Annotated in this window: 11 protein-coding genes; 9 read left to right on the plus strand and 2 right to left on the minus strand. The window is 71.1% G+C overall.

What is annotated here, in order from left to right:
* The first annotated feature begins 3 nt into the window (after nt 1–3).
* Together ACHFIV_RS02890 and ACHFIV_RS02895 are read left to right on the plus strand one after the other, a co-directional pair.
* Entirely contained in the window at nt 4–939 is a 936-nt protein-coding gene (locus ACHFIV_RS02890) for an N-acetylneuraminate synthase family protein (protein ID WP_398962960.1), read from the plus strand.
* A gap of 11 nt (nt 940–950) precedes the next feature.
* On the plus strand, nt 951–1,991 hold the full coding sequence (locus tag ACHFIV_RS02895) for a hypothetical protein (RefSeq protein WP_398962963.1): 1,041 nt from the start codon (nt 951–953) through the stop codon (nt 1,989–1,991).
* A gap of 96 nt (nt 1,992–2,087) precedes the next feature.
* Here the strand turns inward: ACHFIV_RS02895 and ACHFIV_RS02900 are convergent, their stop codons facing one another.
* Nucleotides 2,088–2,978 carry a LysR family transcriptional regulator gene (locus ACHFIV_RS02900; RefSeq protein ID WP_398962966.1) on the minus strand — a complete coding sequence of 297 codons (891 nt, stop codon included), beginning with the start codon at nt 2,976–2,978 and terminating at the stop codon, nt 2,088–2,090.
* A 248-nt stretch (nt 2,979–3,226) separates the two neighbouring features.
* Here ACHFIV_RS02900 and ACHFIV_RS02905 point away from each other — a divergent pair, with 248 nt between their 5' ends.
* On the plus strand, nt 3,227–3,844 hold the full coding sequence (locus ACHFIV_RS02905; protein ID WP_398962969.1) for a hypothetical protein: 618 nt from the start codon (nt 3,227–3,229) through the stop codon (nt 3,842–3,844).
* Nucleotides 3,845–3,931: 87 nt separating this feature from the next.
* On the opposite strand, the gene ACHFIV_RS02910 is transcribed toward ACHFIV_RS02905, so the two are convergent.
* The gene (locus ACHFIV_RS02910) at nt 3,932–4,672 is read right to left on the minus strand and encodes a hypothetical protein (RefSeq protein WP_398962971.1); all 741 of its coding nucleotides are present in this window, start codon (nt 4,670–4,672) and stop codon (nt 3,932–3,934) included.
* 402 nt (nt 4,673–5,074) lie between these two features.
* On the opposite strand from ACHFIV_RS02910, the gene ACHFIV_RS02915 reads away from it, so the two are divergent.
* The 6 genes from ACHFIV_RS02915 (at nt 5,075) to ACHFIV_RS02940 (ending at nt 12,202) form a co-directional block, all read left to right on the plus strand.
* Nucleotides 5,075–6,289: an amidohydrolase gene (locus tag ACHFIV_RS02915; protein WP_398962973.1), complete on the plus strand. Its 1,215-nt coding sequence runs from the start codon at nt 5,075–5,077 to the stop codon at nt 6,287–6,289.
* Nucleotides 6,290–6,495: 206 nt separating this feature from the next.
* On the plus strand, nt 6,496–7,536 hold the full coding sequence (locus ACHFIV_RS02920; protein WP_398962976.1) for a BMP family protein: 1,041 nt from the start codon (nt 6,496–6,498) through the stop codon (nt 7,534–7,536).
* Nucleotides 7,537–7,789: 253 nt separating this feature from the next.
* Nucleotides 7,790–9,406, plus strand: coding sequence for an ABC transporter ATP-binding protein (locus tag ACHFIV_RS02925; protein WP_398964174.1), 1,617 nt, complete (start codon nt 7,790–7,792; stop codon nt 9,404–9,406).
* Entirely contained in the window at nt 9,403–10,518 is a 1,116-nt protein-coding gene (locus ACHFIV_RS02930) for an ABC transporter permease (protein WP_398962979.1), read from the plus strand. The genes ACHFIV_RS02925 and ACHFIV_RS02930 overlap by 4 nt, the downstream gene beginning before the upstream one ends.
* Nucleotides 10,515–11,804 (plus strand): ABC transporter permease, encoded by a 1,290-nt coding sequence (locus ACHFIV_RS02935; protein ID WP_398962982.1) that lies wholly within the window; start codon nt 10,515–10,517, stop codon nt 11,802–11,804. The genes ACHFIV_RS02930 and ACHFIV_RS02935 overlap by 4 nt, the downstream gene beginning before the upstream one ends.
* On the plus strand, nt 11,801–12,202 hold the full coding sequence (locus ACHFIV_RS02940) for a cytidine deaminase (protein WP_398962985.1): 402 nt from the start codon (nt 11,801–11,803) through the stop codon (nt 12,200–12,202). The genes ACHFIV_RS02935 and ACHFIV_RS02940 overlap by 4 nt, the downstream gene beginning before the upstream one ends.
* Nucleotides 12,203–12,286 lie beyond the last annotated feature (84 nt).

Raw genomic sequence — 12,286 nt, forward strand, 5'->3', positions numbered from 1 at the left:
ACCATGAGCAACACCTCCCGCCTGCGCACCTTCGGCACCCGCACCGCCGGCCCCGGCCACCCCGTCTACATCACCGGCGAGATCGGCATCAACCACAACGGCGACCTCGACAACGCCCTCGCGCTGATCGACGTGGCCGCGGACGCCGGCTGTGACGCGGTCAAGTTCCAGAAGCGCACCCCGGAGATCTGCACCCCGCGCGACCAGTGGGACATCGAGCGCGACACCCCCTGGGGCCGGATGACGTACATCGACTACCGCCACCGCGTCGAGTTCGGCGAGGCCGAGTACACCGCCATCGCCGAGCACTGCGCCGAGCGCGGCATCGACTGGTTCGCCTCCCCGTGGGACACCGAGGCCGTCGCCTTCCTCGAGAAGTTCGACGTCCCCGCCCACAAGGTCGCCTCGGCCTCGCTCACGGACGACGAGCTGCTCCGCGCCCTGCGTTCCACCGGCCGCACCGTCATCCTCTCCACCGGTATGTCGACCCCGAAGCAGATCCGGCACGCGGTCGAGGTCCTCGGCAGCGACAACATCCTGCTGTGCCACGCCACCTCGACGTACCCGGCGAAGGCCGAGGAGCTCAACCTGCGGGTCATCAACACCCTGCAGCAGGAGTACCCGAACGTCCCGATCGGCTACAGCGGCCACGAGACCGGCCTGCAGACGACCCTCGCCGCCGTCGCGCTGGGCGCCGCGTTCGTCGAGCGCCACATCACCCTGGACCGTGCCATGTGGGGCTCCGACCAGGCCGCGTCCGTCGAGCCGCAGGGCCTCACACGTCTCGTCCGCGACATCCGCACCATCGAGGCGTCGCTCGGCGACGGGGTCAAGAAGGTGTACGAGTCGGAGCTCGGCCCGATGAAGAAGCTCCGCCGGGTCACGGGCGTCGTCGCCGAGAGCGAGAACGCGCCGGCCGCCGAGCCGGTCGCGGTCTGACGGGCCGACCGGTGAACCTCGCCTTCGTCGAGAGCCCGGTCCAGCTCCTGAACGTCCTGGAGTGGGCCCACACCGGGGGAGGACCCGGGACCACGGTCGTCGTCCTCCCCCCGGTCGACCCGATGTCGCGCGGACAGCTGCGCAGGATGGCGGAGCTGGCCCGCGACGAGGGCGTCACCGTCCGCTGGCAGGAGGCGCGCGGGGAGACCGGCGCGCCTCTGAAGGCCCTGCGCGCGCTGACGGCCCTGACCCGCAAGGCCGACCGCATCGTCATCGGGGACCCGTTCTCCCGGTACGTGCAGCTGCTCCTCAGCCTGGTCCGCACCCGCCGGATCACGGTCGTCGACGACGGCACCGCCACCATGGAGTTCGTCGCCCAACTGGCCGGCGGCGAACGCCTGGTGCGCTGGCACCGGCGGGGAATCCGGGGCCCGCGCGAGCTGCTCCTGGCCCCGGTCGCCTCCGCGGCCCGCCGCAGTTTCACCCCGTCGGCGACCCGCACGGTCGAGGTGTTCACCGCGATGCCGGTGGACGCCCCCGAGGGCGTCGAGGTGACGGCCAACGCCTTCGCCTGGACCCGGGCGCGCTTCGGCCCGCCCCTCATCACCAGGGGAGCCGACCTGGTCGGGACCTCCCTGGTGGAGACCGGCGTGGTCGACCCCGTCCCGTACCAGGAGGCGGTCACCTCGCTCGCCCGCACCCACGGCGCGACCCGCTACTTCGCCCACCGCCGTGAATCCGCCGAGAAGCTCCACGCCCTGGAAGCCGCCACCGGCCTGGAGATCGTCCGCCCGGACCTCCCCCTGGAACTCATCGCCCGCAGGGGCCCGATCGGGCACACGGTCCTCAGCTTCCCGTCCACGGTGGTCCACACGCTCCCGCTGGCCCTGGCGGGCACGGGGGTGAAGGTCGCCGTGTGCGACATAGCGCCGGAATGGCTCCGCGACACGGCGTCCCCGCGTGCCCAGGGATTCCTGAGCGGCGTGACGGAGACGGCCAAGGACGTGCAGCGGCTGGCTCCTTGGCGGGCCACCGCCGTCGCGGAGGGCTGAGGGCGGGCCCGGCGGCCCTGACATGGCGTCGGCGCCGCCCCGGCAGGGCGCCACGGCACCCCGGACCCGGTGCCCTCCGTACGTGAGCGGTGCCGTCTACTGACCGGGTCCGCCGTCCCGGAGCAGACCGCGCAGGGCCAGGGCCGCCGGCAGCGGGGTGGCGGGCAGTGCGACGTGCAGGGTCCTGCGCAGACCGGGGTCGGTGAGCCGGACCAGCACCAGTCCGTCCGGCACCGCCCAGGCGGCGAGTGAGGGAACCAGAGCGACTCCTAGCCCCGCCGCCACGTAACCGAACTTCCCCGTCCACTCCGCGATCCGGATGATCTTCCTGGGGGTGAAGCCCGCCCGCGCGCAGGCGTCGGCGAGCACGGTGGGACGGTCCCCGTACGCGTCCTGCAGCCAGGCCTCGTCGCGCAGTTCGCGCAGACCGACCGCGTCGGCGCCGGCCAGGCGGTGCCCGCGCGGGAGGGCGACGAACAGCTCGTCCCCGCACAGCGGGGTCGTGGTGACGCCCTCGGCGGCGGGAAGCCCGGACGGGTAGTCGCTGACGACGGCCAGGTCCAGCGCCCCGTCGGCGAGCCGCGCCGTCAGAGTGTCGCTGCGGCCCTCGACCGCGACGACCTCGACAGCGGGCCAGGCCTGCCGGAACGCGCGCAGGGCGGTGGGCACCAACGAGATGTTGGCGGTCGGGAACGCCCCCACGTGCAGCAGCCCGCCGTGTCCCGTGCGGAGCACGGCGAGCTCCCGCTCCGCACGTGACAGGCGGTCGAGGACGTCCACGGCGTGGCGGTGCAGGGCGCGGCCCGCCGGGTTCAGCCGTACGCCCCTCGGAAGCCTCTCGAAGAGCGGCCCGCCCGCGGCCCGCTCCAGTGCCGCGATGCGCCGCGACACCGCGGACTGCGTGTAGTCGAGGCCGGCCGCCGCCTTGGTGAACGACCCCGTCCCGGCCACCGCCACCAGCAACCGCAACGCGTCGATGTCGAACACGAGCCGCCCCTTCCCTCACTCACCCATTCCGGCCGCGCATGGATGCCATGCAAACCAGTCGCTGGTGGAATGTATCGCCTCCCCCTAGCTTCGGTGGGGGGGAGGCCGCGTCGGCCTCCCCGGCCACTCGGGGGCCCCGCCCCCATGCCGTGCGAGGGGGAGACGCGTTGTCACGAGCCGAAGCCGAGGTGGCCCCGGGATGCGCGCGGCCGGCGACACCCGTCGGCCCGGTCATCAGGACCTTGCGGGTGAACCGGCCCGGACGCGTCAGCGTCCTGCTGCTCCCGCTGGTCACCGCCGTACTGCTCACCGGTTGTTCGGAAGCGGGGCCCCAGGCGTCCCCGTCGGCCGCCACCCAGCGGGCCCGCACCCCGACGCCTGCCCCGAGCGCCACGCCCAGCCCCACCCCGGCCACCCCGCCTGCACCGAGCACGGCCGCCGAGATCGCCGAGGCCGTCGACCACTGGTACGAGTTCGGCGGCGGGACGGCGATGACCAGCCTGATCGAGGAGACCGTGAAGGCGGGGGCCCGCCGCCCCACCGAAGACCTGGCCATCGTGACCGTGGACTTCGAGGACCTCCTCCAGGCACTGACCACCGCCCGGCTGTTCGGTTCCGTCCCGGATCCCAGGACCCAGGCCGCCTGGTCGGCGGCCCTCGAGAACCTGGAGAACGGCGCCCAGGGCGTCCTCGACTCGGCTTCGGAGACCAGCCTGTTCCAGTCACCAGCGGAGACCGCGCAGATGTGGCAGGGGTGGGACACCTTCGACAAGGGCGTCAAGAACCTCAAGGCGGTCCAGGCGCGACTCGACGGCACGTTCGGCCTGAAGCCGCCGTCGGACCCGTGGAAGGAGGAGTGGTCCTAGCCCGCGCGGAGCACGGACCGGCCCGTGGCGTCCGACGCCTTCGGGACACGTGCTGCCGGCACGTGTGCCGTCAGGCCGCTGCCGTCGTCAGCGCGTGTCCTCCCGGCCGGAGGACGGGGAGGCCGCCCGGCCCGCGTCCCGCCGCTCCGCCCCCCGGCGCCGCCATGCCAGGGCGAACCCGACTCCGGCCAGCAGCGTGGGAGCCGCGGACTGCGCGGTCAACGAGACCAGCCAAGGGGGGTTGACGCGTTTCGTGTGGCCGCTGGCGTACTGGCACGTCGCCTGCGGAGGGAAGAGGCTGTACTCCAGTGTCCTGGGCGCGAGGACGTCCCGGTCCCGGCCCGCCGAGCAGGCCGACGACGGCCCCTGGACGAGCCTCCAGCCGGCCAGCGCGTACAGCAGCAGGAACGCGAATCCGGTGATGGCGAACGCTGTTCCGGTCCGGCGGAGCTTCCGGGTCCTGGACATCGGCGTCACCAGACGACCACCGGGCTCCGGGTCGAGGCACTCCGCGAGCAGGGCGACGAACAGGCAGACCACCATCACCAGCAGGCCGGTCCAGAGCAGCGTGCCGAGCACGTCGCGGCCGCCGACGGACACGACCTCCCCGCCCTGGAACTCGCAGACGGTGGCAGGGGGAAACGCCTGGTGCCGCACTTCCCTGAGCCGGCCCGGCCCCTGGATCAGCCCGTGCGCGCACCGCTCGCCGAAATCCGACATCGCGACCACGGCGAGGAACAGGAAGACCGTCAGCGCGCCGAAGGCGATGCCCGCTGTGGCCCAGAGGCCGTCCGTCCGGTAGCCGTGAGGCGTACGCGCGTATGACATCCGCGCACAGTAACGAGTGCTCCACCTGTCCGCGCCCGGCGTTCGAGCTTGTCGACGGCCTGTTACACAGCCGGCGCCCGGCATCCGGGCCCGGGACCCGCCGCGGGAATGCCAGCCGGGTCGCCTCGCCGACCGGTCTCGTCAGGCGGCGGCTCCGCCACGGGCACCGCCCGCCGCGCGCCGGTCCGCGCGACGTCGCCGTGTATGCCGGTACGCTCCGTGAGCTGCTGGGAATCTCCTGCCGCAGCGGACCGGACCCTCACCGCGCGCTGCGGAAACGGGCGAGTTTACCCACCAGGGCCACCGGTCACACGCCGACGAGCCGCCTTTTGTTCCTCTATGCGGCTGAACTTTTGTTGATCTGTGGCCAGTTGCGGGTGTCATGGGCCTACCCTTGACTGGGTGAACCAGTTGAAGTCCCGTGCGCCCCACGCCGAGGCCGTGCTGCCCGGCACCCTGCCCGACGACCTGCGTGCCGAGCTCATCGCCTTCCGCCGTGATCTGCACATGCACCCCGAGCTCGGCAACCAGGAGTTCCGCACCACCGCCGCCGTCAAGGCCCGGCTGGAGAAGGCGGGCCTGGAGCCGCAGGTGCTGCCCGGTGGCACGGGACTGGTCTGTGACGTGGGGGAGTGGGACGGCCTGACGCCCATGCTGGCGCTCCGTGGCGACATCGACGCGCTGCCGATCCCGGACACCAAGGCGGGGGTCCCCTACCGGTCCACCGTGCCCGACCGGGCGCACGCGTGCGGGCACGACGTCCACACGACCTGCGTCCTGGGCGCGGGACTCGTGCTGAGTGAGCTGGACCGGCAGGGGGCGCTGCCCCGGCCGGTGCGGCTGCTGTTCCAGCCCGCCGAGGAGGTGCTGCCCGGCGGCGCCGCCGACGCGGTCGCGGCCGGGGTGCTGGAAGGCGTGGGCCGCATCATCGGGGTGCACTGCGACCCCAAGGTCGACGTGGGCAGGATCGGGCTGCGGATCGGGCCGATCACCTCGGCCTGCGACCGGGTGGAGATCACCCTCGACGGGCCAGGCGGTCACACCGCCCGGCCGCACCTCACCACCGACCTGGTCACCGCCGCCGCCCGCGTCGCCACCGACGTACCCGCACTGCTCGCCCGGCGGGTCGACGCCAGGGCCGGGCTCGCGGTCACCTGGGGACGGCTGCACGTGGGACACGCGCCCAACGTCATCCCCCAGCACGCCGAGCTGTCCGGGACGGTGCGCTGCCTGGACCTGGAGAGCTGGCGCCGGGCACCCGACCTCGTGCACGAGGCGATCGACGAGGTGGCCGCCATGTACCGGGCGAAGACCGTGATCGACTACGTCCGGGGGGTGCCGCCCGTGGTGAACGAGGCCGAGACGATCGGCCTCCTGGACGCCGCGATGACCATCCGCCGCGGTTCGTATGCGATCGAGGACACCGAACAGAGTCTGGGCGGCGAGGACTTCTCCTGGTACCTGGAGAAGATCCCGGGAGCCATGGCGAGGCTCGGCGTGCGAGCCCCGGGGGACACCCGTGGTCTGGACCTGCACCGGGGCGACTTCGACGTGGACGAGGAGGCGATCACGGTGGGGGTCGAACTGTTCACCGCCGCGGCGTTGCTGGAGGCCTGACCGGCCGAGGAGCCGGACGGGGCGGCCGTCCGGAGCACATCACGTTCCGTGCTGGTAACGGCTCGTAACCGGACAGGACACCTCCTGTTCGCGACGATCCGATAACGGCTTCCGTAGGGGTCCTTATCTGACATCTACGCGCGTTACGATCGCCGCGAAACCAGCGCCGGAAGAGGCGCTTCGGTCAGGTTTGAAGGAGCCTTCCCTTGCGCCGCGTATCCAAGATCGCAGCTGCGTGTACCGTTTCCGCGGCTCTCGCCTTCACCGCCACCGCGTGCGGTGAATCGTCCACCGAGAGCACCGGGTCCGACTCCGGCCAGATGAAGATCGGCATGGCCTACGACGTCGGCGGCCGTGGCGACAACTCGTTCAACGACTCCGCCGCCCGCGGCCTGGACAAGGCCAAGGCCGAGTTCGACGCCGAGACCAAGGAGCTCACCGCCAAGAGCGGCGAGACCCCCGCGGACCGCGAGCAGCGCCTCGCGTCGCTGGCCGAGGGCGGCTACAACCCGGTGATCGGCGTCGGGTTCGCGTACTCGGACGCCATCGCCAAGGTGGCCAAGTCCCACCCCGACACCACGTTCGGCCTGATCGACTCGGTTTCCGACGCCAAGAACGTGTCGTCCATCGTCTTCACCGAGGAGCAGGGCTCGTACCTCGCCGGTGTCGCGGCGGCGCTGAAGTCCAAGGACGGTCAGGTCGGCTTCATCGGCGGCGTCGACCTCCCGCTGATCAAGAAGTTCGCGGCCGGATTCCAGCAGGGCGTCACGGAGACGAACCCCAAGGCCAAGGTGCAGATCCAGTACCTGTCCACCGGTTCGGACCTGTCCGGTTTCGGCAGCCCCGACAAGGGTGAGGCCGCCGCCAAGGGCATGCTGGACAAGGGTGCCGACGTGATCTTCGCGGCGGCCGGCGGTTCCGGTGCCGGTGCGATCGAGGCGGTGGCCGGCAAGAAGGGCGCCTGGTCCATCGGCGTCGACTCGGACCAGGCCAAGGACCCGGCTCTGTCGAAGTACGCCGACACGATCATGACGTCGGTCGTGAAGAACGTCGACAGCGGTGTCTTCGACCTGGTGAAGTCCGTCAAGGACGGCAAGCCGATGACCGGTACGCAGACCTACTCGCTGGCCGAGAACGGTGTCAGCCTGACCACCACGGGTGACCACCTCAAGGACATCCAGGCCAAGCTCGACGAGGCCAAGAAGAAGATCGTCGACGGCACGATCAAGGTCAAGACCACGACCTGACCGGCCCGATGGACCCGGGGTCCGCAGGCGCGGTTTCCGCCGCCCCTGCGGACCCCGATTCACGTGTACCTCCCGGCCGCGCCCCCTCGGTCCGTGCCGGTATCGTGCCCGTGGTCGTCACCTGTCACCAGGTGGCCAACGATTCGGTGGCGCTACGCGCGTAGTGTCCGCCGGGCACGGTATTTTTCGCCACCGGTCCCCGCGCCGTGTCCGTACATCGCCCGCCCTCCGCTCCTGCCAAGGAGAGTGCGCCATCAAAGCGTCCAGCAGTCCCCATGCCGTAGAGCTCCGCGGCATCACCAAACGGTTCCCCGGCGTCGTGGCCAACCACGACATCGACATCACGGTGAGCCGTGGCACCGTCCACGCCCTCGTCGGTGAGAACGGCGCCGGCAAGTCCACCCTGATGAAGATCCTCTACGGGATGCAGAAGCCGGACGAGGGCACCATCTCGGTCGATGGTGAACAGGTCTCGTTCAGCAGCCCGGGTGATGCCATCGACCGGGGAATCGGCATGGTGCACCAGCACTTCATGCTCGCCGACTACCTCACGGTCCTCGAGAACGTCGTTCTCGGCTCCGAGAAGCTGCACGGCATCGGGGACAAGGCACGGGCCAGGATCAAGGAGATCTCCGACGCGTACGGCCTGGGCATCCGCCCCGACGCCGTCGTCGAGGACCTCGGGGTCGCCGACCGCCAGCGGGTGGAGATCCTCAAGGTCCTCTACCGCGGCGCCCGCACCCTGATCCTCGACGAGCCGACGGCGGTCCTCGTGCCGCAGGAGGTCGACGCGCTCTTCGACAACCTGCGCGAACTGAAGGCCGAGGGCCTCACCGTCATCTTCATCTCCCACAAGCTGGGCGAGGTGCTGTCGGTCGCGGACGAGATCACCGTCATCCGGCGCGGCACGACGGTGGGCACCGCCGACCCCGCGCACACCACCAGCAAGCAGCTCGCGGAACTGATGGTGGGCAGTGAACTCCCCTCGCCCGAGACCCGGGAGTCGACCGTCACCGACACCCCGATGCTGGCGGTGGAGGACCTGCGGCTGACGGCCACCGACCCCGACGGGACGGTGCGGGCGGTGCTGGACGGCATCACCTTCACGATCCACAAGGGCGAGGTCCTCGGCATCGCGGGCGTCGAGGGCAACGGGCAGTCCGAACTCGTGGACGCCATCATGGGCATGCGCACCCTCGACACCGGCGCGCTCACCCTCGACGGCGCGGACATCTCCCGCGCGGCCACCCGCAGGCGCCGCGAGGACGGCATGGCCGTCATCCCCGAGGACCGGCACCGGCACGGCCTCCTCCTGGACGCGCCGCTCTGGGAGAACCGCATGCTGGGCCACGTCACGGAGAAGCCCAACAGCAAGGGCGCCTTCCTCGACCTCAAGGCGGCACGCGCCGACACCGAGCGGATCGTGCGCGAGTACGACGTCCGCACCCCCGGCATCGAGGTCACCGCGGCCTCGCTCTCCGGCGGCAACCAGCAGAAGCTGATCGTCGGCCGCGAGATGAGCCACAACCCGAAGCTGCTGATCGCCGCGCATCCCACCCGGGGTGTGGACGTCGGCGCGCAGGCGCAGATCTGGGACCAGATCCGCGAAGCACGCCACGAGGGCCTCGCGGTCCTGCTGATCTCCGCCGACCTCGACGAGCTCATCGGGCTCTCCGACACGTTGCGCGTGATGTACCGCGGCAAGCTCGTGGCCGACGCCGACCCGGCGACGGTCACGCCCGAGGAGCTCGGCTCCGCGATGACCGGCGCCGCGGTCGGCCACCTGGAGTCGCAGGACGGCGCGGGCAGCGACCACACCGGGGCCCACAGCTCCGAAACCGACCCCCGGGACGGGGGAGAGGACCGATGAAGAAGTTCGACAAGGAGCGGCTGCTCCTGGGGATCGCCGCCCCGCTGCTCGCCATCGTGGTCGCCTTCCTGGTCACCGCTCTGGTGCTCGCCGCCACCGGCAAGGAACCGTTCAGCGCCTTCGGCATCATGTTCGACTACGGACTGAAGTCGGACAGCCAGGTCTACATCCTCAACAAGGGGACGACCTACTACCTCGCGGGGCTCGCGGTCGCCGTCGGCTTCCGCATGAACCTCTTCAACATCGGGGTCGACGGCCAGTACCGCCTGGCCGCGTTCTTCGCCGCCGCACTCGGCGGGGCGCTGACCCTGCCGGGCGCCCTCCAGATCCCCCTGATCATCCTCACCGCGATGATCGTCGGCGCGATGTGGGCGGGCATCGCCGGTCTCCTGAAGGTCACCCGCGGAGTGAGCGAGGTCGTCTCGACGATCATGCTGAACTCCATCGCCACGGCGATCATCGGCTACCTCCTCCAGCAGGGCCGCCTGGGCCACCTCGACGAGGCAGGCACGAAGGTGTCCACCACGCCGATCCCGGAGTCCTCGCACTTCTTCGAGTTCCCGACCACGCCGACGCCCGTCTGGGGCTTCCTCGTGATCGCGGTCCTCGCCGGTGTCGCCTACTGGTTCACGCTCGGCCGCACCCGGTTCGGCTTCGACCTCCGCACGGTCGGCCAGTCCGGCTCGGCCGCCGAGGCCAGCGGTGTGGACGTCAAGAAGATGGTCGTCACCTCGATGCTGATCTCCGGTGCCATGGCCGGCCTGATCGGCATGCCGACGCTGCTCAACGACAGCTACGAGTACAGCGGCGACTTCCCGGTCGGCATCGGCTTCACCGGAATCGCCATCGCGCTCCTCGGACGCAACCACCCCGTCGGCATCGCGCTCGGCGCGCTCCTCTGGGGCTTCCTGGAACGCGGCACGGGCAAGCTCGAGTTCGAGGGCTACGACAAGGAGATCGTCGGCGTCATCCAGGGCGTCATCGTCCTGTGCGTCGTCATCGCCTACGAGGTCGTCCGCCGCTACGGCCTCAAGCGCCAGCAGAGCAAGGTCGGCGCGGAACTCGCCGCCAAGGCCGCACGTAACTCCGACCAGCAGGAGGTGTCGGCGTGAGCGCCACGGCGACTTCCACCCCGCCGCCCGCGGCCCCCAAGGTCTCCGGCGGCAAGGGCGGCCGCACCCGTTTCAGTCTTCCCGTCATCCTTCTGGTCATCGCGGGCGCCCTGCTCGCGCTGTCCGCCGTGCGCGCCGTCACCGGTGCGCAGGACGTCACCTCCGCCGGGCAGATCAGCGCCGCCCTCGCGATGGCCGTGCCGATCGGTCTCGCCGGTCTCGGCGGCCTGTGGTCGGAGCGGGCCGGTGTGGTCAACATCGGCCTCGAAGGCATGATGATCCTCGGTACCTTCTTCGGTGCCTGGGCCGGCTGGCAGACCGATCCCTGGATCGGCGTCCTGGCCGGTGTGGTGGGCGGCATGCTCGGCGGTCTGCTGCACGCGTTCGCGACCGTCACCTTCGGCGTCGACCACATCATCTCCGGTATCGCCATCAACATCCTGGCCCTCGGCTTCACGACGTACCTCGCCAAGCTGTGGTTCAACACCGGAGTCGCGGCGGAGAAGGGCGGCAGCCCCAAGCAGTCGCCGCCGGCCGACAGCATCACCACGGTCACGGTGCCAGGTGTCTCGGACTGGCTGCACTCCGTCGAGCAGCACCACTGGTTCTTCGTCTCCGACTTCGCGGGGATCCTCGGCGGACTCGTCACCCACGTCTCGCTGCTGACCCTGGTGGCCGTGGCGCTGTTCGTCGGGACGTTCTTCGTGCTGTGGAAGACCTCCTTCGGCCTGCGGCTGCGCTCCTGCGGTGAGAACCCCGTCGCCGCCGAGTCGCTGGGTGTGAACGTCTACCGCTACAAGTACATCGCCGTGATCGTCTCCGGCGGCCTGGCCGGCCTCGGCGGCGCCTTCCTCTCCCTGGTCACCTCGCACATCTACAACGAGGGCCAGACCGGCGGCCGCGGCTACATCGGCCTCGCCGCGATGATCTTCGGCAACTGGCGGCCGGGCGGACTCGCCATGGGCGCCGGCCTCTTCGGCTTCGCCGACGCGCTCCAGCTGCGCAACGGCGGGGAGTCCGTCCACGCGCTCCTCCTCCTGCTCGTGGTGATGCTGGCCGTCCTCGCGGTCTGGAAGCTCTACCGCAGGCGCTTCGTGCCCGGTGTCATCAGCGCGGTCATCGCCGCCGCGGTGCTGGTCTGGTACCTCACCACCGACACCGTGCCCACCGAGTTCGTCAGCGCCACCCCGTACGTCGTCACCCTGCTCGTGCTCTCGCTGTCCGCCCAGCGCCTGCGCATGCCGAAGGCGGACGGCATGCGCTACCGGAAGGGACAGGGGAAGTGACCGACGGCGCGGCCCCCGTCGACTGGGGCGTGCTGCGCGAGGCCGCCAGGGACGCGATGTCCCGGGCGTACGCCCCGTACTCCGGTTACCCGGTCGGCGTGGCCGCCCTCGTGGACGACGGCCGGATCATCTCCGGCAGCAACGTCGAGAACGCCTCGTACGGCCTCAGCCTGTGCGCCGAGTGCGGGCTGGTCTCGCAGCTCGCCGCGACGGGCGGCGGCCGGCTGACCCACTTCACCTGCGTGGACGGCGCGGGCGCGGTACTCGTGCCGTGCGGTCGGTGCAGGCAGCTGCTGTACGAGTTCGGGGGCCCGGAGCTCGTCATGGAGACGCCCGAGGGTCTCCGTACGCTCGACGAGATGCTGCCGCAGGCCTTCGGACCGCAACACCTGGGGTAGTCGTCCCCCGCCGCCGCGCCGCTCCCCGGCCGGGCCCCCCGGCCCGGCCGGGAACGGCGCGGCGGAACGTTCCCTCTCTATGCG

The organism is Streptomyces sp. ALB3, from assembly GCF_044385685.1.
Classification (GTDB): Bacteria; Actinomycetota; Actinomycetes; order Streptomycetales; family Streptomycetaceae; genus Streptomyces.

Coding starts and splice junctions, on each gene's coding strand:
- ACHFIV_RS02890 (WP_398962960.1), top strand. CDS start 4: ATGAGCAACACCTCCCGCCTGCGCACCTTCGGCACCCGCACCGCCGGC.
- ACHFIV_RS02910 (WP_398962971.1), bottom strand. CDS start 4,672: ATGTCATACGCGCGTACGCCTCACGGCTACCGGACGGACGGCCTCTGG.
- ACHFIV_RS02930 (WP_398962979.1), top strand. CDS start 9,403: ATGAAGAAGTTCGACAAGGAGCGGCTGCTCCTGGGGATCGCCGCCCCG.